Consider the following 22,992-nt stretch of genomic DNA (forward strand, 5'->3'; position numbering starts at 1 on the left):
AAGCCTTGTATAAACAGGTAGATACGAAGATTCGAAAATTTTTCGTGAATGAAATGCTTTCCCAATTTTTCGGCAAGCACGGATTCTCTATGACCAAAGTCGAGATGAGCGACAAATTCAGGAAAACCACGGAAAAGACAAGCTTCACCGTAAATTTGTATTCTTTACGCAGATACAATCTCTTGGTCAGAAATTCATATCAAACACCAAGGTTTTGATCTTTGCATGTTCTCATTCTGCTAACGGAATTGATAACAAAACTCAACCAAGTCTAAAGCGTAGCAAAAGCTGAAACTCCTTGCGCTCCCTATGTTCCGTGTTAGTCTGATTACACACTGCCGCTATTGATCAGCATCAATGATCCGAAGCACCTGAATGATGACCCTCAGGAGTGAACATATGCGCGGAGTGACACGGAGCAAAGTGCGAACGAGCCTATCAGCGATCTTTCTTACGCTGACGCTCATATCGGTGGTGCCTGCGGCCGCTCAACAGCGAGAAGGCGTACCCGGCTCCCCAAGTGCAACAACGACGATCGATGGGCGATATTTGCCACCCCCTCCACCGCCATTTGGCGGTGAAATTAATTTAAACGCCGTGCAATCAAAACCTTATTGGCCAGCGCGCGTTGTGCCCCCGAAGGGAGCCCCGAATGTCTTGCTGATTATGACCGATGACGTCGGTTTTGGCGCTCCGAGCACTTTTGGAGGGGTCATTCCCACTCCGGCTCTCGACCGCATTGCCAATGCTGGCTTGCGTTATACGCAATTTCACTCGACAGCCCTCTGCTCACCAACACGCGCCGCGCTTATTACCGGGCGCAACCATCATTCGGTGGGTTTCGGCCAAATTTCAGAAATGTCCACAGGTTTCCCCGGTTATGACAGTATCATCACCAGAGATACAGCGACGATCGGTCGAATTCTGAAAGACAATGGCTACGCGACCTCGTGGTTCGGCAAGAACCATAACACTCCAGCCTTTCAGGCGAGCCAAGCGGGACCTTTCGAGCAATGGCCCATCGGTATGGGCTTTGAATATTTCTACGGGTTTGTTGGTGGTGATACCAGCCAGTGGCAGCCAAATCTGTTCCGCCAAACCACGGCAATCTATCCCTATATCGGTCATCCCGACTGGAACCTGACCACGGCCATGGCCGATGATGCCATCGCTCATATCAAAATGCTGAACGAAGTCGATCCCACTAAACCATTCTTTGTTAATTATACCCCCGGGGGCACCCACGCACCACACCACCCGACGCCCGAATGGATCAAAAAGATCAGTGACATGCATCTATTCGACAAGGGCTGGAACACACTCCGCGAGACGATTTTCTCTAACCAAAAGCGGCTCAATGTTATCCCACAAGATGCCAAGCTTACGCCCTGGCCTGATGATTTGCTGAAGCAATGGGATACACTTACAGAGGACGAGAAAAAGCTGTTCATTCGTCAAGCCGACGTCTACGCCGCTTATCTTACCTATACCGACCATGAGATCGGCCGGGTGATTCAAGCGGTCGAGGATACCGGCAAGCTCGACAATACATTGATTATTTACATCAGCGGCGACAATGGTTCCAGTGCGGAGGGATCACCCAATGGCACACCTAATGAAGTCGCGCAATTCAACAGCGTCGAGGTGCCGGTAGCAGAACAGCTAAAGTATTTCTACGACGTCTGGGGTTCGGACAAAACTTATAATCACATGGCAGTGGGTTGGACCTGGGCTTTCGACACGCCCTATAAATGGACGAAACAAGTGGCATCGCATTTCGGCGGCACACGGCAAGGCATGGCCATCAGTTGGCCGGGCCACATTAAAGATGTCGGAGGCATCCGTAATCAGTTTCATCACGTCATCGATATTGTCCCGACCGTTTTGGAAGCAGCGAATATCTCGCCTCCGGTGATGGTCGATGGCATCGCCCAAAATCCGATCGAAGGCGTGAGCTTAGCCTATACTTTCGATAAAGCGAACGCCGACACCCCCACCAAGCATCACACCCAATATTTCGAGATGTTCGGTAATCGCGGCATCTATCACGATGGCTGGTACGCCAATACACAACCGATCAGCCCGCCGTGGAAACTCGGCGCCACACCAAACCCAAACGTCATAAACAGCTATAAATGGGAGCTTTACGATCTCACCAAGGATTGGACGCAGAACGAAGATCTCGCCGCCGCCAATCCCGCCAAGCTGAAAGAGATGCAGGATCTTTTCCTGGTCGAAGCCGCCAAATATCAGGTCTTCCCGCTCGACAATTCACTCGCTTCACGAATGGTCGTGCCGAGGCCCAGCGTTACGGCCGGAAGAACTGAATTCACTTATACAGGCGAATTGACCGGCGTCCCGATGGGCGATGCTCCAAGTTTGATTGCGGCTTCCTATACGATCACAGCAGAGATCGATGTCCCTGAAGGTGGCGCCGAGGGAATACTCGCGACCCAAGGAGGACGCTTCGGCGGATGGGGGTTCTATCTTGTGAAAGGCAAACCCGTCTTTACCTGGAACCTGCTCGATCTCAAACGCGTTCGTTGGGAAAATCCGGAAGCCCTTTTACCAGGAAAACATGCTCTGGTCTTCGACTTCAAATATGACGGCCTCGGTTTTGGGACGTTGGCCTTCAACAATGTGAGCGGCCTTGGCCAGGGGGGCACGGGCACGCTCCGGGTCGATGGGAAAATCGTGGCCACACAAACGATGGAACGAACGATTCCGGTTATTCTTCAATGGGATGAGACCTTTGACATTGGGGCCGATACCGGTACGCCTGTTGATGATAATGACTATCAAGTACCGTTCGGATTTACTGGTAAACTCAACAAACTGACGATCAAGATCGATCGACCGAAATTATCGCCAGAAGACGAGAAACGTCTCATGCAAGAAGGACAACGCAGCAATCGCATGAGCGAATAGTTTACACTCAAGCAATGTCTAGTCAGCATTCAGAACGAGGAGACAAATATGACGAAGAGCGTGCAAAAACTCGCCGGCATGGCACTGGGAGCAGTCCTGACCATGGGGCTTTGTGTAGACGTGCAGGCCGCACCTGTGAGCTTTGCACGGTCAGTGACCGAATTGCCGACAGTCGCCGGGCCGATCATTCAAACCGTGACGCGGGCTGGAGTAGCCCATCGCTCCAGCCGCCGAACCGCGCGCCGGGTCAATCGCCGTCACGCCTATTAGTATATTGCCCTGAAAAGAGCGACATTCTTCACCATTCTCATGACGAGCCAAATGCTCGTCATGAGAATGCACAATCAAGTTAAAGCTACACCCTTGTGCGTTCAACGGATTCCGTGGCGATCCTCACGGTTGTTCCCGTCACATGCTTACGCAATAAGCTGGGCAACCGACGTTTATCGCGCGCGGCGAGCGCTTCCATGATCTTTTCATGTTCTTCCACGGCGCTCTTCCAGTTTGCCTCGCTCTTGCGAACAATGAAACGGTGTGAGTGCATGCGTGTCAGAATTTGCTGATACATGGCCGCAAGCGTTTCATTATGGGCTATATCAAAAATGGTTTGATGAATGCGACGATTGAGGCGGAGATAATCGTCTTCGTCACCGTTTCGATAGCTCTCCATCATCTGACCGTGCAAGGCGCGAACTTGGGCGATATCCGCATCGGTCGCACGCTCGCAGGCGAGTTCACCCGCCAAGGCCTCAAGGGCCGCCATGATGGGAAACAATTCCTCGATATCTTCCGGGCTGATTTGTGCGACGATCGCCCCGCGCTGCGGCAAGAGTTCGATCAACCCCTCGGCGGCGAGCACCTTGAGAGCTTCCCGCAAGGGAGTGCGCGAGACACCAAAACGCTCGCAAAGCTGGCGTTCGGGGATCTTCTCGCCTGGCTTCAACTCGCCGCCCAGGATCAATTGGCGCAGGCTCGGCGTCAATACATCATGCAGGCTCTGCCGGAAAATTGGAGTGGGCTCGGCCATCGACGTCGGTCCTGTTTCCTGCCGTTGTTTGAAATGACGAGACGGCCGATGCTGCTCGCACGGAATTGATCTAGCCTCATCCACGCGGGAATCAAGAATGGCCATCGCCGATTATCCCTTCGGCATGATTAAGATGGCACGGATATCGTTGACATTGGTCAAGGTCGGACCCGTCACGACCAGATCCCCGAGGGCCTGAAACAATGAATAGCTATCATGGCGCGAGAGATAGTCGCGCGCATTCAACCCCTTCGCCTCGGCGCGGATCAATGTATCGGGCGCAACGATAGCGCCCGCCGCATCTTCCGTCCCATCAATGCCATCCGTATCCCCCGCAATGGCCCAAATGCCGCGCGCACCAGCCAAAGCGACCGCGAGCCCCGCCAGGAATTCCGTGTTGCGTCCCCCACGGCCAGGAGGGGTCATACCGATCGAAACCGTCGTCTCACCGCCTGACAAAAGCACGGCGGGAGCCTCAACCGGCTGACCATAATCCCTCACACTGCGGGCAATCCCGGCCATGACCGTCCCGACCTCGCGGCTTTCACCTTCCAGCGCATCGCCAAGAATGATCGGCGTCACGCCATGAGCCCGCGCCGTGGCCGCGCAAGCCGCAAGCGCCATGGCCGGAGTGGCGATCATCCTGAAATCGACGGGTGGCAGATCGTTAAGCGCCGGTCGTCCGGCAGGCCCATCACTCAATGCCTTCATCACATGCGGTGGCAGATCCAGCTTGTAGCGCGCCAAAATTTCGCCAATAGCCTCGGCGTCAAAGCGTTCGGGCACGGTCGGCCCGCTGGCAATAGTTGCCGGATCGTCCCCTGGCACGTCACTGATGGCGAGCGTCATAACGCGCGCCGGCGCGGCGGCAGCGGCGAGCCTACCGCCCTTGATCGCCGACAATTGCTTGCGGATGAGATTCATTTCCGCGATGGTCGCACCGCTATGCAGCAAAGCACGGTTGACGGCCTGCTTATCGGCAAGGCTCAAGCCCGGCCGGGGAAGAGCCAGCAACGACGAGCCTCCGCCGGAGATCAGCGCGATCACTAGATCGCCTTCTTTCAGGCCGGAAACGGCGGCGAGCATGCGTCGCGCGGCATGTTCACTGCGGTCATCGGGGACGGGATGGGCAGCTTCGATCACTTCGATCCGCTGGGTGGGGACCGCATGGCCGTAACGGGTCACGACGAGGCCCGAAAGGTCCACGTCGGGCCAAGCCCGTTCCAAAGCGGCAGCCATTGTGGCAGCCGATTTGCCCGCGCCAACCACGACACAGCGCCCCAAGCGGGGTGGATCGGGCAAATGCGCTGCCAGAACATGCAGCGGATCGGCCGAAGCGACGGCGGCATCAAAGAGACGGCGCACGAATCCACGCGCCTCTTCATCTGACCATTTCCTCTGCCCTGCCAGGACAGAAGATGGGATGGATTGCTGTCTAGTGCTCATTGGCCGGCCACATCCCGCATGGTGCTGATCCTGGGCGAATTGGCCTGCCCCGTCGTCGCGTTTTCGGTGGCCGAAGACGCGACAAGCCCTCGGCTCGGCATGAAGAAGAAGGCGATGCAGGCACCGATCATCAACAACAGCACCGACCCATAGAAAGGCAAAGTGTAGCTGTGCGTAAGATCGATCACCAAGCCGAAAGCGATCGGTGACACAATACCGGCGATTGCCGAGCCCGTGTTCATGATGCCACTGGCTGTGCCCGAAAAATGGGGCGCAATATCCATGGGCACCGCCCAGATCGGCCCAACCGTCAGTTCAAGGAAGAAGAAAGCCGAGGCCAAGGAGAAACCGATCGTCACGAGATCGTGCACGAACAAAGCCGGGATCAAGCAAATCATCGAAGCGATGAGACTGAAGACGACAACAAGGCGACGCGACGCCGGAAGATCACCCGTCCGATGATACACGAAATCCGTCAACACACCTCCCAATGTGTCACCGACGACGCCGGCTGCAAAAATCGCGAAGGTGAAAGCGGCCATATGTTTCAGCTCGAGGCCATAGGCCTGCACGAAATAGCTCGGTAGCCAGGTGATATAGAGCCAGAATGTCCAATTATAGCAGAAATAGACGAGCGTCGTCGGCATCATGGCGCGCGTCAAAGGTCCCCATGGCACTTTCACGGCGCCCGCCTGCGTCTTCTGTCGCGGCTCAGGCAGCAGCGCGATTTCCTGCAACGATACCCCAGTGTGATCACGAGGATTGTCCCGGAAATAGAAAAGCCAGGCCAGGACCCAAACCATGCTCACGCAGCCAAGCGCCAGAAAGGCGCCGCGCCAGCCGAGATAGGCGGCGATGAGAATGACCAGAGGCGGCGTGATCGCATTGGCCAGACGCGAAGCCGAATGAACCATGCCCTGTGCATAGCCGCGCCGGCTTTCCGGTACCCAGGACGCCATCGCCCGCGTGGCGGCGGGAAAAGTTGCGCCCTCGCCGATCCCGACGAAAATCCGCACCAGGAGCAAGGAGAAAAGACCACCGACAAATCCGGTCGCGATCGTGGAGAGAGCCCAGATGCCGCCGCAGATCGTCAAGGTTTTGCGCGCACCAAATTTGTCGGCCGCGGTGCCACCGAGAATTTGCAACAGCGCATAAGGATAGCCGAAAGCCGAGAGAACCAACCCGAGTTGAATATTGGAAAGCCCCAATTCCTTCGACATCAACGGCGCCAGAGTCGAGACATTCACGCGGTCGACGTAAGTGATGAAATACATCAAGCAGATCAAGCCGAAGACGCGTCCCGTGGTCGTCGTGGCCGTTCGCTTGGCGGCCTGAACCAGGCCTCCCTGAAATCCAGCAGCCATTTTCCTCTCCTGCCTTTATTTTTGTCGTCTCGTCATACGGACCGGTGCTTCACCCCGATCCTTCGCGAGAGCCTCTAGTGCTAATCGGCGGCTGGCAGACCGTCAACAAAAATGAATTCATAATTCATTATACGAATGGCAGTTTGCCAAGAGCCATTCAATCAATTATGAATAATGAATTCATTTTTTGGACTAAAACAAAAGACGAGGAAGGAGGCTATCTTCATGGAACATGCATCCCAGGCCCAAGATACGGAGGGCGCCAGCATGGACACAATCGAAGAACCCGATTCCCCGCCCGCTGATACAAGGCCACTGCCGCTCGCGGGGATCAGGGTTCTCGATGTCACGCAGGTCATGGCCGGACCCTTCTGCACCATGCTGCTCGCCGATCTGGGCGCCGATGTTATCAAGATCGAACCACCCGAGACGGGTGATCAGACGCGTGGCGCCATGGGCTTCAAGCTCAAGGGCAATGACAGTATGGGGTTCTTGAATCTCAATCGGAACAAGAGAAGCCTGACGCTCAATCTCAAAAATCCGGCTGGAAAAGCGACCTTCCTCAAACTGGTGGAAAAGGCCGATATTGTCGTCGAAAATTACCGGCCCGGCGTCGTGAAGAAACTTGATATCGATTACGAGACTCTTTCGGCAATCAATCCCCGCCTCGTCTATGCAAGCATTTCCGGCTTCGGACAGAGTGGGCCCTGGGCGGATCGCCCCGGCTTTGATTTGATGGCGCAGGCCATGTCCGGCGTCATGAGTGTCACCGGCCATCCGGGTGGCCCGCCCGTGAAGGCCGGCGTCCCCGTCGCCGATATCGGCTGCGCCCTCTTTGCGACCTATGCGATCCTCGCTGCCTATATCGGCTGCAAATCCACGGGACGCGGACAATTCATCGATGCCTCGCTGTTCGAGGCGGCCATGGCCTTTTCCATTTGGGACATTTCAGAATATTGGGGCACCGGCCGCGTGCCGGAGCCGCTCGGCACAGCCAACCGCATGAGCGCGCCCTATCAAGCCGTGAAGGCAGCGGACGGCTATTTCGTCATGGGCGCGACGAACCAGAAACTCTGGCGTCTGCTCTGTCAGGAACTGGGCCGTGAAGACCTGCTCGATGATCCACGCTACACGGATATTCCGTCACGTCTCGCCAATCGGGACATTCTCATCACGGAACTCGAAAAGACATTCATCACCCGATCAAGAGACGAATGGGTGAAGCGCCTGCTCGACATCGGAATACCGGCGGGGCATATGCACACTTACCCGCAAGCCTTTGAAAGCGAACACGGCCGCCATCGTCAGATGCGTCTCGAGATTGATCATCCTGTCGAAGGCAAAGTGCCCAATATCGGTTTTCCGGTCAAACTGACGGGAACACCGCAACAGATTCGCATGCATCCGCCGCTGCTCGGCGAGCATACGGATGAAGTGCTCGTCGAGCTCGGTCTCGAGCCGGAGAGCTTGGAAGAATTACGCGCTCAGGGAGCCTTCTCACTATGAATGCGCCGATTGCCAACCCGGGACGCGTGACCCTCAATGTCGAGGGTGCGATCGCTTATATTGTGTTCGATCATCAATCCGCCCGCAATGCGATGACCTGGGCGATGTATGATGACTTGGCCACGGCCTGCGCGGCGATCGATGCCGATCCAAGCATCCGTGTCGCCGTCTTGCGCGGCGCTGGCGGCAAGGCCTTTGTCGCCGGAACCGATATTGCGCAATTCCAGACGTTCACGGGCGATGACGGCGTCGCCTATGAAGCCAAGGTCGATCGTTTTATCGCGACCTTGGAGAACCTTCGCGTGCCGACGATCGCAGTCGTTGAAGGTTATGCGGTCGGCGGCGGTCTCGCCATCGCCAATGCCTGCGACATCCGTCTCTCCGCCACCGGAGCGCGTTTCGGTGTACCCATCGCCCGGACATTGGGGAATTGTCTTTCCGCCGCGAATGTACGCCGGTTAGTCGCGGCTTTGGGAATATCCTGGGTCAAGCGGATGCTGCTGCTCGCCGAAATGCCCACGGCTGAGCAATTGGCCGCGATCGGCTATCTGGAAACAGTGGCGACGCCGGAACAACTTGATGGCGAAGTCACAAGACTCTGCAATCGTCTGTTGGAACACGCGCCCTTAACCATCAAGGCGAGTCGAGAAACATTACGTCGCCTTGTACAGGCATCCGACCCTGATATCTCCGACCTGATCCATGCCTGCTACGGCAGCGAGGATTTCCATCGCGCCGTAGCGGCTTTCGGCTCCAAGAACAAGACCGACTGGCAGGGGCGCTGATCCGATTCAGGCCACGCAAATATTGGCAACCGCGAGCTTGCGGAAAAGATGCGGCGAGGCGGTCGCGCTTGACGGATAGGCTGCAAGCTTTGATTGGAAAACCGGATTGCCGAAGGCCGTCCGGAAGGCTTCTACACTTTCCCAGATTGCATAATTCAAAAAGGTACAACTGCCCGCGATTCCGCGATGAAGCTGCGTCGAAATAAAGCCTGGCTGTGCCTTAAAGAATGCGGCATCATCCGCCCAGGCTCGGAGGAGTTGATCGACATCTTGCGCCGCCACATGGAACAGATTGACGAGAATGACGGGTTCACCGTCACTGACGTTCAATTGATCATGCAGCGTGACAGCGTCATCAAGTTCAACGAATTTCGGCATGATGTGCTCCTTTTGGGATAACAACTCGCAAAAACGAAATTGGCGGCCCGACAGCCGTTTCCAATCAATCCTTTCTGTCATTGCCAGATTCGTTCTGGCATATTTATATAGCAGACGATCTATTAACATAGCAAGCGATATAAATGCCTTTCGAACGAGCGGCCTCGGCAGGCTATTTGACTAATTGGGCAGCGCGGCTCTTCGCGCGCGCCATCGACCGACGCTTGCGCGAGTTCGGCGTCTCGTCCGGTCAGCTCCCGGTTTTTTTCGCGCTCGGCAATGGTGAAGCGCTTTCGCAAAAAGCCCTGGTCAAGGCGGCCTCGATCGAGCAACCAACCATGGCGGCTACATTGTCACGCATGGAACGTGATGGCCTCGTCGAACGCCAGCCAGATCCACAGGATGGCCGGGGCTTTCTGTTCTCTTTGACGCCGCTTGCCATGCAAAAGGCAGAAATGGTCAAGCAAGCGGTTCTAGCCGTCAATTCCGAAGCATTGGCTGATATTCCCGAGCATGAACGCAAGCCATTTCTAGCTACGCTGAAGACGATCATCGGATCGCTGGAAGAAATCGATAGCCAAAGCGACTTGAGCCGAACGAAATCGAACAAGGATTAGCTGACGAAAGTCGGCTGCGTCCAATCTGTCGTCACCGCCAGGCGGACCATCAAGGGGTTCGAGGCCATGCTATAGCTGCGCAAGGGCTTCGGCTTCATCGGCCTATGGATTATGCGTGAACAGAACGACCTGCTCTCTGTCTGTTTCAGACTCCAGGAAGTTAACAAAACGTAAAAATCAAGCCTGCCGATGCCTCTTTGTCATCGCATACAAAGTTTGCGGCGCGCCCGCCCCGGGCCTCAGCTTGGCTGGTCATTGTCGTGATTAGATCCATCGATAGTCAGATTGAAGAGTATGGTGCATTTGTCGATGGGCTCAGAGTGCGCTAGGGATAGATAGTGTGCTTTCCTTTGAAGGTTGGATCGAGACCTTACACGATACCCGTTGTATCGCTCGATTTCATGTCGCTTCATATCCTGGCACTCGACCTAGACGAACTCGTTCGTGTGTGTGAGAAACCTGTATTGTCAAGTCGGTCGTGAGCACAAAAACATGGATAAAAGTCATATCTCAAAGTGACTTGCATAGGCTACAAAAATCACACAATCTCATGATGGTAATTTTTTTAATATCATAGTGTAAACATGTAATTGTATTAAGGCATGACCTTAAAGCTTTTTCCGATAACAACGAATCGCTTCGCAATGTCACTGCTTTGAAAATACTTTGATTTTTCTTGGTGGAGCGTTTCCGGATATATGCTCTAGTATTCCGCGATATATTTGATGACAATGATTAATATGCATTTTTTTCGTTGGAATTTTAAGCGCCTTCCTTATCGCGGAAATCTGACGCATACGAATCAATCTAGCGATTGGCCTCAATTGAATAATGGGGTGGGAAACCATGCGTAAGATTATGCAAAATTGGCCCATTCTGCGAGCTAGCGCCGCCGCCGGGATGATAGCTGGGGCTGTTTACGTTCCAATAGGTATCGCTGAGGCTCAAACCGCCAGTCCTGACGCCGTCAAATCTCTCATTACGACTCTGCCCGTAAAGCCGCCGAGCTGGTTTCCTCCTGTATTGTACCAGGCGCTCAGTATTCCGACAGCAACGAGTGTGCCGACCTCGCCGGGAACACTGCCGCCAAAGGTAATTCCGCAAAGTAGTCAGGACCAAAATTTTACGGGCTGGCTCGGCAGCTATCAACCGGGCGGTTCGACACTTACATCGGAAAACGCCTTTTTCCAGTCGCTTGGAAATAACGGGCGCACATGCTTTTCCTGCCATCAGCCAGCCAGCGGCATGAGCGTCAGCACGGCCGCTCTTCAGCAGATATTCTCCGCCAGCCTTGGGCGCGATCCGGTTTTTGCCGCAGTCGATGGTGCCGACTGCCCGAATCAACCAAGCAATCACAAACTTTTACTGAACAGAGGTCTATTCCGAATCTTCCTGCCGGTTCCCGCCAATGCCGAATACACTCTCACAGTGTCGAGTGATCCGAATGGATGCAACACGCTTTCAGCCTATGCCCAAAGCATCGATCCAACGACCAGCAAGACCGTGCAGATGGTCTCCGTCTACCGCCGCCCGCTCATATCGACCAATCTCAAATTCGTAACCCAGACGGGTGCCAACCCGAATGGGGCCATCCCCGGCAACACTTTCCTTTGCGCCGATGGAATCACCGGAGCACGACAGCCGACAGATCCCTTTACGGGTCTTTGCCAAAGCGGCAACATCATGTGGGATGGTCGCGAACCCACGCTGCAAAGTCAGGCCATCAACGCGACTTTAGGGCATGCGCAAGCAACTCAGGCACCCACAGCCACTCAGCTTGCACAAATCGTTGCCTTTGAAACCGGCTTTTTCAGCGCGCAGGCTTATGATTATTCGGCGGGTAGTCTCAACGCTGACGGCGCGCTCGGCGGCCCGGTGAACCTCTCCCAACAGACGGCGGGCAACTTCCCTGTGCTGACCCCGACTTTCAATATCTACAATGCCTGGAGCGCGGCCAGTGGCATGCAGGCGCTGCAGCGGGCATCGATCTACCGGGGAATGAACCTCTTCAATAATCGACAATTTATCATCAACAATGTCGCGGGCTTCACCAATATTGCGGCCGTGGGTAACAATTTTTCTGGAACTTGTTCCACCTGCCATAGTCAGCGCAATGCCGGAACCGACACTTTCGTCACGGCTCAGCATGACATTGGGACGGTCGGCGACTCAGTGAGCGACAATGGGCCGGCGCCTTCAACAACGCTGCCGATTTTCAAGCTCACCTGTAAGAATGGCGCATCCACCGTTTACCATGGTTCGGTTGTCCTCACCAATGATCCGGGCAAGGCTCTGATCACTGGCAAATGCGCCGATATCGGCCGGACGTCGGTGCCACCGCTGCGGGCCTTGGCGGCACACGCACCCTATTTCTCCAATGGGTCTGCGGCAACATTGGGCGATGTCGTTTATTTCTATAACAAGCGCTTCAATATTGGCCTGACGATACAGGAACAAAAGGATCTCGTGAATTTCCTCAACGCGCTCTAACATTCTGAAGTCGATAAGTGCGGGGAGTTCTCGGCCGATGAAAACATTATTTTGATCTCTAGCAGGATCTGTTTTGAGCCCGGCTAGATCAGATCCTGGTCCGCTGGTGAATCTGACGCACACGATTAATTGGGCATCGAAACACAGTTCGGTGCGGGACTGTCAGCATCAAAAAAGCCCGCTAAACTAAGTGTCTGATTGCCTCAAATAAGGAGCTTACTTGAGACAAAATAGGAAATTTTGTCTCAAGTTAATGCTTCACCTCAAAAAGCACTCAAGTCGCGTAGTTAGTGGCAATCCGACAACAGATCCCCCTATCAGGCGAGATCGATCAGGATCTTCAATTGTTGACCGGCTGGGTCGAGAAGCGCGTCGAAGCCCTCTTTGACCGCCTGATCCAGCTTAATGCGCTTGGTGACAACCTTTTGGGCCGGCAATTGTTTGGAAGCGATCAAGCGGCTGACGCGAGGCCAATAATGGGTGGGATAGGCCCAGGACCCCCGAATATCGATATCCTTGAAGGTAACATTGAACCAGTTGAGGGGGTTTTCTCCGGGATGCAATCCGGTCTGCACGACGACACCTTGTTTACGCACGGCATCCGCGCAGGCTTTCAAGGCATGTTCATTGCCAACGCACTCGATCGCGACATCGCAACCAACCTTGCCTTCGCTCTCTTCACGCACACGATCACCGACATTATCCTTTTTAGGGTTGAGAGTAATCACATCAGGAAGAATGAATTTGGCAATCTGTAGCCGTGTTTCGTTGAGATCGGACAGAAAGAGTTGTGTCGCGCCAGCCGCCCTCGCTGCGAGCAAAGTGAGCATGCCAATTGGGCCTGCGCCCGTGACGAGCACGCTTGAACCGGCTGTGACACCGCCACGGTCACAAGCATAAACGGCAACGGCTGTCGGCTCGACCAATGCCGCTTCTTCATCCGTCATCTCGTTCGGAATCACATGGATGTTGTAGTCGTTCACCAGAGCATATTCCGCCATGCCGCCCCATTGCCAGCTCAACCCGACGAGTGCGAGTACGGGGCTCAGATGGAACAGACCCCGATCAGAGAAATAATCCCCGGAACGCGGCATGAGAAGCGGCTGGATCGAGACGCGATCGCCCGGCTTGGCCGAGGTGACCCCTGGCCCCACGGCCACGACCTCGCCGCCGAATTCATGCCCCAGGATCTGCGGACCAGACACTTTGGTAAAGGGATGCGGTTCGACCGGAATGAAAATCGGACCAGACACATATTCATGCAGATCGGTCCCGCAAATACCGCAGAAACGGTTCTTGACCAGCACCTCTCCCGGCCCAGGCGTCGGCGGCGGCGCCGGAATATCCTCGATACGCAAATCCTTGGCAGCGTGGAAGCGAAGCGCTTTCATCCTTTTCCTCCTGCATTCCGCCCCATTATTTTTCGTGGGCGGTTCTACCTTTGGGCAAGGGCCGTGCCGGGAACTACATTATTGTTATTTTATTGAAAATACTCATCTTTATTATTTGAGCCGAACCCCTGCCGTGGCATCTGCCACAGCGCTCTCTATTGCAAATGCCACATGTGGCGTTCTACGGGCGCGAGATGACAAGGCCGAGGCGTTTGATGCGCCGATAGACGGTCGTCCGGTCGATATCGAGGCGGCGGGCAACTTCAGACAGATTGCCTTGGCATTCCGCCAAAGCCGTTTCGAGCTTTGCACGCGCACTCTTGGATCGCTTTGCCTCAAACGGAATTTGCTGATTTAGCGTCTCACGCGATGGTGGCGTTCGAGCCAATGCCGGCAGATCCTGGCCAGTGATCACACCATCCTCGTTGAGAGAAAGGGCGACATCGATCACATTCACCAATTCGCGGAGATTGCCCGGCCAGCCGTGGCGGGAGAGCGCCAACCGCGCATCGGGAGCAAGCCGTATCTGTTTGTTCTGCGCACTGGCCCGCTGGTGGATCAGACGATCGAGGAGCCAATCGAAATCCTCTCTTTGCTGCAGCGCCGGCAAGGTCAGAACGGCGGCATTCAAGCGATAGTACAGATCCTCACGAAAGCGCCCTTCCTCGACGAGTTGGCCGAGGTCACGATGCGATGCGGAAATGATTTTAATTCGAACCGTCTTCGGCTTCGATTGTCCAAGGGGTGTCACTTCCCGTTCGGCCAGGACGCGCAACAGACGGGCCTGCAAGGCCAGCGGCATATCGCCGATTTCATCAAGAAATAATGTGCCCCCATCCGCTTCCTCGATCAGGCCCCTTTTTCCCCGCGCCAGGGCGCCAGTGAAAGCCCCTGGCCCATATCCGAACAATTCGCTTTCGATGAGTTGTTCCGGGATCGAAGCGCAATTCACGGCAATGAAAGATCCATTGCCCGGACGGCATTCATGAATGGCCCTCGCCAGATATTCCTTGCCTGTCCCCGTCTCGCCCTGGAGGAGAATGGGGATGTCGGTCCCGGCCAGTTTGGCGGCCTTGGCTTGCAGGGCATCCATTTGACTGTCGCCTCCACTCAGGCCCCGCAAGGATTGAGGCAGAATGGGAGCAGGCATCCGCTTGCTGGCGGGATGGCGCTCCGGTTCGATGGCATGAACAAAGACCGCGCTGGCGTCGCGGGCAAAGAGGATCCGTTCCTCCGCCGCCCGGCCACGGGTAAAAGCTGGAAGGTCATCAACGCTCATATCGAAGAAACAGGATAAAGGCTGGCCGATAATACCGGCAGCTTCACGCCAATCGAGCCCCGCGACGCCCGCCAACAAGATGGCGCCCCCATGCGTCATGCCAAGAATACGGCCCGACCCGTCGAGCGCAATGGCGGCTTCTGGATCAACATCGAGAAAATCCGGCGAGCGGGAAAAACGCAGCACCCAGTTGGAGCGCATCCGCGCCATCAGATTGGCGAGTTCAATACGGCGCGCGGACGCCGTCACCAGATGCAAAGCCAGAGTTTGACTCACCTTGGGTTGAGGCGAACGCAAGAGTGAAATATCGAGAACAGCCGTGAGGGCGCCATTCGTGTCGAAGATCGGCGCGGCGGTACAACTCAGCCTTGTATGCGTCGTGTCGAAATGATCGCTTTGATGGATCGTCATCGCCTCGCCGGCAACGATGCAGGAACCAACGCCGCAGGTTCCGGTCCGTGCCTCCGACCATTCCGAACCGAGCATGAGACCCGCCTCACGCAAAGGGTCCATAAATGCCGGATCGCCGAGAAAATCGACGGTTACACCCTGGGCATCGGCCAACAGCAGCACATAATTCTGGCCCGCCACCTGACGATAAAGATGTTCGAGCCCGGTCCGCGCAATGCCGATCAGGCGCTCCGACTGCTCCCGATGCTCCCGCAATTGCGTCTCCGGCACGATATAGGCTTCCGTCGGCCGGGCGGGATCGAGCTTATGCTCATCCACACAGCGCAACCAGGAGCGCACGACCGTGCTATCACGCGTCGAGACCGCGCCGGAGAGGACGCGCTCGATTTCCTCGATATGATCGCCCTCCGCTCTTCGTGCGGACAATATTGCCGGGCTCGCAGCCATTTCTGACTTCCTCCCTGTTCCCTCGTTGCGCCCTTCTCTCTTTTCTCACAAGGAGCAAAGGCCGACGCTTGGGCGCAGAATAGCGGGCTCGCGGGAAGCTGCAAGTCCGGCATTGAGACTGCTGACAATCATCGATGATAGGAATGAGGCTCGAAGGGCTCGCCGAACGCAGGCTCGGCTGCCTCACCGATAGGCAAAAGCTATTTTACGCCCGCGCGACAAGAAGAGCATCAGCTATCTCGACAAACCCCTCGCCTCCCGGTCCGGCGGTGATCCAGGCCGGCAGTGTTGGTATCTCGTCGAGATAGTGCCGCACCGTACTCATGCCAATTGTATGCCTGAAGAATCCGAACATGGGCGCATCATTGGTGGAATCGCCGGAATAGAGGATCGCATCGCGTTCCTCGTCTATGTTGACGCCATAGACATCCGCCATGACACGCCGCGCCATGGTGAGTTTGTCATAGCCGCCAAGCCAGCCAAGGACCCATAGATTATTGACAGTCGTATCGGCACCGGCAGTACGCAGTGTGGCAAGAATCTCTTCACGAACAGATCTGTCATCGGGCCGCGCAAAAGCCAGGCTCGTCAGACGAAAAGGCTGATCATCCGCCCAGCGGGCCGAAGGAACTTGCTGTTGGACTTCACGCCCGATCGCGGCCAGTCTCTCGGCAATACGCGGGCGATCAGTCTCACTATGCCAGTAGAGACGGATGACACCATGGTCCTGACTACGCTGGATGAATAAGCCACCGTTTTCGCCAATCACGCCATCAACAGGCCACATACGAGCCATTTGATCGCACCAGCCCGCGGGAGCTCCCGTTACCGGAATCACGCGCACGCCGGCATTCTGCAAACGCTCCAGGGCCTCATAGGTCCGCGCCGCCAGGCGCCCTTTATAGGTGAGTGTTTCATCCATGTCCGTCAGCACGAAACGGACGGATGTGAATATCGTTCGATCCGCTGTCGCCAAATCCTTCATGCAAGGCCTACTCCATTCCTCGGAGCCCGTTCATTTTGCCAGGAGCAGGATGGACGGACCTTTGGACAAATCCATAAAAAAAAGCGGCTGCGGGGTTATCGCTTCAGCCGCTTAGTCGTATCCGTCACAACTTAGAGTATAATCCCCAAAAGCTTCCAATTTTTTGGATAGGGATTATGCGTCAAAATGGAGAGGTAAAGAGCATGCTCTAATGGCTGAGCAGAATGCTGAGCGGGCTCGTCTGCAACAAATCGCGCGTCACGCCCCCAAAAGTCCACTCGCGCAGGCGGGCGTGGCCGTAGCCACCCATGACGATGAGGTCCGCTTTCTTTTCCTTGGCGATTTCAAGCAAGCGTTCGGGGGCCGATTTCTTCCCCAAAACTTCGGCAAGGGCCGTGGCCTTGATCCGGTGACGCGAGAGAAAAGCGACCACGTCTTCGGTATGACCTTGAGCCTCTTCGAAATCGTCCTTTTCCGAAAGCTCGACGACAGTGACATCGGGAATATGCCGCAGGAGAGGCAAGGCATCATGCACAGCGCGCCGTGCTTCCTTGGTTTCTTTCCAGGCGACAATGGCCGCACTGCCAGCCGGCGCTTTTTCGACGCCCTGCGGCACGATCAACAAGGGCCTGCCGGCGCTCAACAGGACATCACCGACATTGGGTTCGTTATAGGGATAGGTCGCCCCTGCCTCACGGCCGAGAATGATGAGATCGGCGGCGCGCGCCTCCTTGACGAGGAGCGAGCCGGGATAGGAAAGCGCACCCCGCCATTCGGTCTTGATGGAGCGCCCGGTGACAAGGTCCTTGAACCGATCGGCTGCTTCCTGCACCGCGGCCTGCGCCCGGTCATGCTCGAGCGTCATCAATTCACCGACCATCGCTCCCATGCCATAGGGATCGACAGAGGGCAATTCGGGCAGGCTTCCCGCAATGCCGATCAAGGTCGCGTCGAACACTTCCGCCAGATTGCTCGCGAGCTTGATCCTCGCCGGGGCATCCTCGCGCATATCGACATAGACCATCAAAGCCGCATAACTCATGTGTCTGTCTCCGGAGTTGACCCGCTTCGTCCATTCCAACACATCGAAACAAAGTGACGGAATCAGCCGTTCTTCTTTCGATTCGTACAAGATGTATCATAGTCTAACGTTTGGCTGGACAATCCGTTCGGACAGAGGGCAACCATATCTTGAACATGGCAGGGAAAGAAATGCCGCCCGTATCTCCAGGCGAACTGGCCCATGACACCCACGATGACGGACAGGCGGAGACGATAGCGTTCCTGCAATCGGAGAAAGCGTTTGGCGAAAAGCCGCTCAGGCCCCCCATAGCGACGCATATTTCGCTGATTTTTCTGTACGCACAGCGCGCCATCAAGCTCAAACGCGCAGTCCATTTTCCCTATGTCGATTTTTCCACACCGGCCCTGCGGTTGGCCGCCTGCGAGCGTGAATTGGCGCTCAATCGCCGCACAGCGCCCACTCTCTATTCGGGTGTACGGCGCATTACACGGGACAATGACGGATCTTTACAGATCGACGGAAAGGGACCTCTGGTCGATGCCGTCGTGGATATGCGGCGGTTCGACGATGACGCCCTGCTCGCCCATCACGCCGAGCAGGGCGGCCTCCCCATCCCGCTCCTGACCAAGCTCGCTCAGACCATTGCGACCTTTCACCGCGCCGCCGAAACTGTCGCGAATGGAAGGGACGATGAAACCGCCACAGCGCGGCTGGCCAGGATAATCGACCTCAACGAAGCGGCTTTCGCGAGCAATAGCATCATTCCCGCACAAGCGTCCTTGGCACTCGCTCAAACTTTTCGCGCCAGGCTGGCAGCGCTTGCAAGTCTGCTCGATCATCGCGCCAAGGCGGGCAAGATCCGCCATTGTCACGGCGATCTGCACCTGCGCAATATTTGTCTCCTCGAGGGAGAACCCACGTTGTTTGATTGCCTCGAGTTCGATGATGATATGGCGCGTGTCGATATTCTCTATGATCTCGCCTTTCTTCTGATGGATCTCTGGCATCGCGGCCTAGCGCGGGAAGCCAATTGGATTTTCAACCGCTATCTAGATCAGATGGACGAAGACGACGGCTTGACCGCCATGCCCTTTTTCATGGCGCTGCGCGCGGCCATTCGCGCCCATGTCGCGGCGACGCTCGGCCGATCCAACGAAGCCCTCTCTTATTTCGCCCTCGCCCAGGCGCTTCTGCATCCACGACCCGCTGCACTGGTCAGCATTGGTGGTCTTTCTGGAACCGGCAAATCGACACTTGCCGCCGCCTTGGCACCCGCGATCGGGCCGGCGCCTGGCGCCCGCGTTCTTTCGAGCGACCGTATCCGCAAAGGATTATTCGGTGTTCGCGCTGAGACGCGCCTGCCCCCCGAGGCCTATGCGCCGGAAGTCTCAGCCCGCGTCTACGCGCGAATCACGACCCTGGCCGAGACGATTTTGCATCTCGGCCAGGGTGTCGTCGCCGATGCCGTTTTTGACCGGATGGATGACCGCGCCGAAATCGAACGCGTTGCCGCGAAGGGGAATGTCCCCTTTCTCGGCTTCTGGCTTGAAACGAGCCTCGAACGCCAGATCGAACGTGTCGAGGCACGGCGCAATGATGCATCCGACGCTGACGCGACAATCGTGCTTGCCCAAAGAGATCGCGACACAGGCGCCATCCAATGGCATCATCTTGTTTCCGACCATGAGGCCACGACAACAGCCCGGCAAGCCTTGGAGATCTGCCAAGCCCGTCTCGAATGCCCGGCTTGAGCCGCTATGGTTGAGTGTTATGGTTGAATGCCACCTTTGAGCGCGAAGTTTGAATTAAAGTGAATTCCGCTTTTCTCTAGAATCTTTTAGGCCTGCAGCCATGACTCATGACGTCACGCTTTCCGCCGCTGTGCTCGCCGGCCTGTTTTCTTTTCTCAGCCCCTGCGTCCTGCCTCTCGTCCCGCCCTATCTGACCTTCATCGCCGGCACGACGATCGAGGATGTCGCGGTGCTGCGGGAACGTCAGGCGCGGCGCGACATCATGCTCGCCGCGCTCTTGTTCGTTCTTGGCTTCGGCACGGTCTTCGTCGGCCTTGGCGCCACAGCCTCGGCCTTCGGCCGGGTGCTGCGAGCCTATCTCAACCCTCTATCGATGCTGGCCGGCGTGGCGATCATCCTCATGGGTCTCCATTTTCTGGGGGTTTTTCGATTCGCCCTGCTCTATCGCGAGGCGCGTGTTTCAGTACAAAAGCCGCTCGGTGTCTGGGGCGCCTATATTATGGGGCTGGCCTTCGCCTTCGGCTGGACGCCCTGCATCGGACCGATCCTTGCCGCCATTCTCGCCGTCGCCGCAACGCAGGAGACAATCGGTACTGGCGCGCTTCTGCTGGCCGCTTATTCCTTTGGGCTTGGCGTCCCTTTCCTGTTCGCGGCAGCGATGATCGAGCCGTTCATCCGGTTCATGAAACGCTTCAAGACTTATTTCGGGATCATGGAAAAAGTGGTTGGCGTCTGTCTCGTCCTCACCGGCATCGCCTTTCTGACAGGCTCGCTGCAGACCATCTCCTTCTGGCTCTTGGAAAAATTTCCGGCACTCGCCACTTTGGGATGATAGTGCGATGCCCGGCAAACGGACCCAAATCCGTGTCACGGACGTATAATCTGCAAGCTTAAACCAGCCTCCTTGCCGCAATCGATGAGCCAAAGCTTGCGCGGCGCGTCGATTTGGCTCATAAGCGCGGCATTCCACACGCGATTCCCTCGGTCCTGTCTAAGGATCGTTCCCGGTGGCCAGGCTCGTGATCATCTTGATGATCGGATCTGGTCCAAACGGCATCGCGGCGGCTCAACCGGAGAAAACCATGTCTCTTCCTGAATTTTCTATGCGCGGTCTGCTCGAATCTGGAGCCCATTTCGGTCACCAGGCCCATCGCTGGAACCCGAAAATGGCGCCCTATATTTTCGGCGCCCGCAATAATATCCATATCATCGATCTCGCCCAGACGGTGCCGCTGCTGCATCAGGCTCTGAAGGCGATTTCCGACACGGTGGCGCGCGGCGGACGCGTGCTCTTCGTCGGCACCAAGCGCCAGGCGCAGGAAGCCATTGCTGACGCCGCGCAGCGCTCGGCGCAATATTATGTCAATTCCCGCTGGCTCGGCGGCATGCTGACCAATTGGAAAACCATTTCCGCCTCGATTCAGCGGCTGCGCAAATTGGACGAGATTCTGGCGTCGGGCGCCGGCGGTCTGACCAAGAAAGAGCGCCTGATGATGTCGCGTGAGCGCGACAAGCTGGAAAAGGCGCTCGGCGGCATCAAGGACATGGGTGGCGTCCCCGACTTGATCTTCGTCATCGACACCAACAAGGAACAATTGGCGATTCAGGAGGCTGAACGCCTGCATATTCCGGTCGCCGCCATTCTCGATACCAATTGCGATCCGGATGGCATCACCTATCCGATCCCAGGCAATGATGATGCGGGCCGCGCGATTTCACTTTATTGTGATCTCATCGCCCGTGCCGCGCTCGACGGTATTTCCCGCAGCCAAGGCATGGGTGGTTTCGATGCCGGCGAGCTGGAAGCCCCTGTCGAGGACCTGCCGCCCGTCGAAGGCGAATATGAAGCGGCTCCGACCGAGATTTTCGAACTGCTCGACGCTCCCCGCGGCGCGCCCGACGATCTCGCCAAATTGCCGGGCTCAGGCCCCCAGATCGTCAAGAAGCTGAACGATGCCGGCATCTTCCATTATTGGCAGGTGGCCGCGATGACGCCCGAGGATGTCGCCAAGCTCGATCATGATCTGAAGCTCAGCGGCCGCATCGAGCGTGACGGCTGGGTCAATCAGGCGCGCAGCCTGATCGCCAGCTAAGTCGTCGCATAACGGCAAGGAATAAAGGGTAGGTTTGACGCAGCGGGCGATCGCCAAGGCGACGCCCGCCAAAAGCGCGAAGGAACAGGTTTATGGCGAACGTCACGGCCGCGATGGTGAAAGAGCTTCGTGAGAAGACCGGCACCGGCATGATGGATTGCAAGAACGCCTTGAACGAAACGGGCGGTGATATTGAGGCGGCAGTCGATTGGCTGCGCAAGAAAGGCCTTTCCAAGGCTGCCAAAAAGGCCGGACGCGTCGCGGCCGAAGGCCTTATTGCCCTTGACGTCGAAGGAACGAGCGGCGTCCTCGTCGAGGTCAATTCCGAAACCGATTTCGTGGCCCGCAACGAGGATTTCCAATTCCTCGTCCGCAATATCGCCCGGGTCGCGATCCAGCAGGGCCTGACTGATGTCGAGGCTCTGAAGGGAGCCCATTATCCGGCCGGTGGCGTGCTTGGCGACGCGATTTCCGAAGCCGTCGCCAAGATCGGCGAGAACATGACGCTGCGTCGTGCGGCGCTCATCCATGTGCCGACAGGCGCGATCGGCTCTTATATGCACAATTCCGTGACCGAAGGTCTCGGCAAGATTGGCGTGCTCGTTGGTCTGGCGACTGAGGGCAATGCCGAGGCTGTGCAGCCGCTCGCCCGCGAGATCGCCCTGCACATCGCCGCCGCCGCACCGCTTGCGATCGATGCCTCGGGTCTCGATCCGGCTGTCGTCGAGCGCGAAAAAGCCGTCCTCGCCGAGAAGAATGCCGGCAAGCCCGCCAATGTTCTGGAAAAGATCGTCGAATCTGGCTTGAAGTCCTTCTACAAGGAAACCTGCCTGCTCGATCAAGTCTCGAACTATCCCGAGCATGCCGGCAAGACGATCGGCCAGGTCCTCAAGGACACCGAAAAGGCCGCCGGCGCGCCGGTCACCCTTGTCGCCTTCTATCGTTACGCTCTCGGCGAAGGCATCGAGAAGCAGGAAAGCGATTTTGCGGCCGAGGTCGCGGCTGCGGCCAGCGGTCAGGCTTGAACACTTTCTTCGTGACATTCAGCTTTATAAAAACCGTCGGCATTG

Annotated in this window: 18 protein-coding genes and 1 pseudogene; 11 read left to right on the plus strand and 8 right to left on the minus strand. The window is 56.5% G+C overall.

Features of this window, described 5'->3' with window-relative positions; all coding sequences use genetic code 11:
• Positions 1-399 precede the first annotated feature (399 nt).
• Together BIND_RS11165 and BIND_RS11170 are read left to right on the plus strand one after the other, a co-directional pair.
• Positions 400-2,928, plus strand: coding sequence for an arylsulfatase (locus tag BIND_RS11165; protein WP_012385180.1), 2,529 nt, complete (start codon positions 400-402; stop codon positions 2,926-2,928).
• 48 nt (positions 2,929-2,976) lie between these two features.
• A complete protein-coding gene (locus tag BIND_RS11170; RefSeq protein WP_012385181.1) occupies positions 2,977-3,198 on the plus strand; it encodes a hypothetical protein in 222 nt (73 codons plus the stop codon).
• An 85-nt stretch (positions 3,199-3,283) separates the two neighbouring features.
• On the opposite strand, the gene BIND_RS11175 is transcribed toward BIND_RS11170, so the two are convergent.
• The 3 genes from BIND_RS11175 to BIND_RS11185 form a co-directional block, all read right to left on the minus strand.
• Positions 3,284-3,955 (minus strand): GntR family transcriptional regulator, encoded by a 672-nt coding sequence (locus tag BIND_RS11175; RefSeq protein WP_012385182.1) that lies wholly within the window; start codon positions 3,953-3,955, stop codon positions 3,284-3,286.
• Positions 3,956-4,066: 111 nt separating this feature from the next.
• The gene (locus BIND_RS11180) at positions 4,067-5,401 is read right to left on the minus strand and encodes a glycerate kinase type-2 family protein (RefSeq protein WP_012385183.1); all 1,335 of its coding nucleotides are present in this window, start codon (positions 5,399-5,401) and stop codon (positions 4,067-4,069) included.
• Entirely contained in the window at positions 5,398-6,765 is a 1,368-nt protein-coding gene (locus tag BIND_RS11185) for an MFS transporter (RefSeq protein WP_012385184.1), read from the minus strand. The genes BIND_RS11180 and BIND_RS11185 overlap by 4 nt, the downstream gene beginning before the upstream one ends.
• Before the next feature lie 267 nt (positions 6,766-7,032).
• Between BIND_RS11185 and BIND_RS11190 the strand changes: the two genes are divergently transcribed.
• Together BIND_RS11190 and BIND_RS11195 are read left to right on the plus strand one after the other, a co-directional pair.
• On the plus strand, positions 7,033-8,271 hold the full coding sequence (locus BIND_RS11190) for a CaiB/BaiF CoA transferase family protein (protein WP_050764160.1): 1,239 nt from the start codon (positions 7,033-7,035) through the stop codon (positions 8,269-8,271).
• A complete protein-coding gene (locus BIND_RS11195) occupies positions 8,268-9,056 on the plus strand; it encodes an enoyl-CoA hydratase/isomerase family protein (protein ID WP_012385186.1) in 789 nt (262 codons plus the stop codon). The genes BIND_RS11190 and BIND_RS11195 overlap by 4 nt, the downstream gene beginning before the upstream one ends.
• Positions 9,057-9,062: 6 nt before the next feature.
• Here the strand turns inward: BIND_RS11195 and BIND_RS11200 are convergent, their stop codons facing one another.
• Positions 9,063-9,434, minus strand: a complete 372-nt coding sequence (locus BIND_RS11200) for an antibiotic biosynthesis monooxygenase family protein (protein WP_012385187.1) — start codon at positions 9,432-9,434, stop codon at positions 9,063-9,065.
• A 143-nt stretch (positions 9,435-9,577) separates the two neighbouring features.
• Between BIND_RS11200 and BIND_RS11205 the strand changes: the two genes are divergently transcribed.
• The 3 genes and pseudogenes from BIND_RS11205 (at position 9,578) to BIND_RS11210 (ending at position 12,541) form a co-directional block, all read left to right on the plus strand.
• Positions 9,578-10,051 carry a MarR family winged helix-turn-helix transcriptional regulator gene (locus tag BIND_RS11205; RefSeq protein WP_012385188.1) on the plus strand — a complete coding sequence of 158 codons (474 nt, stop codon included), beginning with the start codon at positions 9,578-9,580 and terminating at the stop codon, positions 10,049-10,051.
• Positions 10,052-10,075: 24 nt separating this feature from the next.
• A pseudogene (locus tag BIND_RS21320) lies at positions 10,076-10,225 on the plus strand (IS6 family transposase); the annotation flags it as partial.
• 672 nt (positions 10,226-10,897) lie between these two features.
• Entirely contained in the window at positions 10,898-12,541 is a 1,644-nt protein-coding gene (locus tag BIND_RS11210) for a hypothetical protein (RefSeq protein WP_012385189.1), read from the plus strand.
• A gap of 317 nt (positions 12,542-12,858) precedes the next feature.
• Here BIND_RS11210 and BIND_RS11215 read toward each other — a convergent pair whose 3' ends face one another.
• The 4 genes from BIND_RS11215 to BIND_RS11230 form a co-directional block, all read right to left on the minus strand.
• The gene (locus tag BIND_RS11215) at positions 12,859-13,932 is read right to left on the minus strand and encodes a 2,3-butanediol dehydrogenase (protein ID WP_012385190.1); all 1,074 of its coding nucleotides are present in this window, start codon (positions 13,930-13,932) and stop codon (positions 12,859-12,861) included.
• A gap of 181 nt (positions 13,933-14,113) precedes the next feature.
• The gene (locus BIND_RS11220) at positions 14,114-16,069 is read right to left on the minus strand and encodes a sigma-54-dependent Fis family transcriptional regulator (protein WP_012385191.1); all 1,956 of its coding nucleotides are present in this window, start codon (positions 16,067-16,069) and stop codon (positions 14,114-14,116) included.
• Positions 16,070-16,274: 205 nt separating this feature from the next.
• Entirely contained in the window at positions 16,275-17,054 is a 780-nt protein-coding gene (locus BIND_RS11225; RefSeq protein WP_012385192.1) for an HAD-IIB family hydrolase, read from the minus strand.
• 208 nt (positions 17,055-17,262) lie between these two features.
• The gene (locus BIND_RS11230; protein WP_012385193.1) at positions 17,263-18,096 is read right to left on the minus strand and encodes a universal stress protein; all 834 of its coding nucleotides are present in this window, start codon (positions 18,094-18,096) and stop codon (positions 17,263-17,265) included.
• 170 nt (positions 18,097-18,266) lie between these two features.
• Here BIND_RS11230 and BIND_RS11235 point away from each other — a divergent pair, with 170 nt between their 5' ends.
• From BIND_RS11235 to tsf, 4 genes are all read left to right on the plus strand, one after another.
• Positions 18,267-19,829: a bifunctional aminoglycoside phosphotransferase/ATP-binding protein gene (locus BIND_RS11235; RefSeq protein ID WP_012385194.1), complete on the plus strand. Its 1,563-nt coding sequence runs from the start codon at positions 18,267-18,269 to the stop codon at positions 19,827-19,829.
• A 100-nt stretch (positions 19,830-19,929) separates the two neighbouring features.
• Complete coding sequence (locus BIND_RS11240; RefSeq protein WP_012385195.1) at positions 19,930-20,661, plus strand: cytochrome c biogenesis CcdA family protein; 732 nt, start codon at positions 19,930-19,932, stop codon at positions 20,659-20,661.
• A gap of 250 nt (positions 20,662-20,911) precedes the next feature.
• The gene (locus BIND_RS11245) at positions 20,912-21,922 is read left to right on the plus strand and encodes a 30S ribosomal protein S2 (RefSeq protein ID WP_041778729.1); all 1,011 of its coding nucleotides are present in this window, start codon (positions 20,912-20,914) and stop codon (positions 21,920-21,922) included.
• 92 nt (positions 21,923-22,014) lie between these two features.
• Entirely contained in the window at positions 22,015-22,947 is a 933-nt protein-coding gene (gene tsf / locus BIND_RS11250; RefSeq protein WP_012385197.1) for a translation elongation factor Ts, read from the plus strand.
• Positions 22,948-22,992 lie beyond the last annotated feature (45 nt).

It is taken from the genome of Beijerinckia indica subsp. indica ATCC 9039, from assembly GCF_000019845.1.
In the GTDB taxonomy this organism is placed as follows: domain Bacteria; phylum Pseudomonadota; class Alphaproteobacteria; order Rhizobiales; family Beijerinckiaceae; genus Beijerinckia; species Beijerinckia indica.

Bases quoted from the DNA above. Each gene is read 5' to 3' on its own strand.
- BIND_RS11165 (WP_012385180.1), top strand. From the start codon at position 400: ATGCGCGGAGTGACACGGAGCAAAGTGCGAACGAGCCTATCAGCGATC.
- BIND_RS11170 (WP_012385181.1), top strand. From the start codon at position 2,977: ATGACGAAGAGCGTGCAAAAACTCGCCGGCATGGCACTGGGAGCAGTC.
- BIND_RS11175 (WP_012385182.1), bottom strand. From the start codon at position 3,955: ATGGCCGAGCCCACTCCAATTTTCCGGCAGAGCCTGCATGATGTATTG.
- BIND_RS11180 (WP_012385183.1), bottom strand. From the start codon at position 5,401: ATGAGCACTAGACAGCAATCCATCCCATCTTCTGTCCTGGCAGGGCAG.
- BIND_RS11185 (WP_012385184.1), bottom strand. From the start codon at position 6,765: ATGGCTGCTGGATTTCAGGGAGGCCTGGTTCAGGCCGCCAAGCGAACG.
- BIND_RS11190 (WP_050764160.1), top strand. From the start codon at position 7,033: ATGGACACAATCGAAGAACCCGATTCCCCGCCCGCTGATACAAGGCCA.
- BIND_RS11195 (WP_012385186.1), top strand. From the start codon at position 8,268: ATGAATGCGCCGATTGCCAACCCGGGACGCGTGACCCTCAATGTCGAG.
- BIND_RS11200 (WP_012385187.1), bottom strand. From the start codon at position 9,434: ATGCCGAAATTCGTTGAACTTGATGACGCTGTCACGCTGCATGATCAA.
- BIND_RS11205 (WP_012385188.1), top strand. From the start codon at position 9,578: ATGCCTTTCGAACGAGCGGCCTCGGCAGGCTATTTGACTAATTGGGCA.
- BIND_RS11210 (WP_012385189.1), top strand. From the start codon at position 10,898: ATGCGTAAGATTATGCAAAATTGGCCCATTCTGCGAGCTAGCGCCGCC.
- BIND_RS11215 (WP_012385190.1), bottom strand. From the start codon at position 13,932: ATGAAAGCGCTTCGCTTCCACGCTGCCAAGGATTTGCGTATCGAGGAT.
- BIND_RS11220 (WP_012385191.1), bottom strand. From the start codon at position 16,069: ATGGCTGCGAGCCCGGCAATATTGTCCGCACGAAGAGCGGAGGGCGAT.
- BIND_RS11225 (WP_012385192.1), bottom strand. From the start codon at position 17,054: ATGAAGGATTTGGCGACAGCGGATCGAACGATATTCACATCCGTCCGT.
- BIND_RS11230 (WP_012385193.1), bottom strand. From the start codon at position 18,096: ATGAGTTATGCGGCTTTGATGGTCTATGTCGATATGCGCGAGGATGCC.
- BIND_RS11235 (WP_012385194.1), top strand. From the start codon at position 18,267: ATGCCGCCCGTATCTCCAGGCGAACTGGCCCATGACACCCACGATGAC.
- BIND_RS11240 (WP_012385195.1), top strand. From the start codon at position 19,930: ATGACTCATGACGTCACGCTTTCCGCCGCTGTGCTCGCCGGCCTGTTT.
- BIND_RS11245 (WP_041778729.1), top strand. From the start codon at position 20,912: ATGTCTCTTCCTGAATTTTCTATGCGCGGTCTGCTCGAATCTGGAGCC.
- tsf (WP_012385197.1), top strand. From the start codon at position 22,015: ATGGCGAACGTCACGGCCGCGATGGTGAAAGAGCTTCGTGAGAAGACC.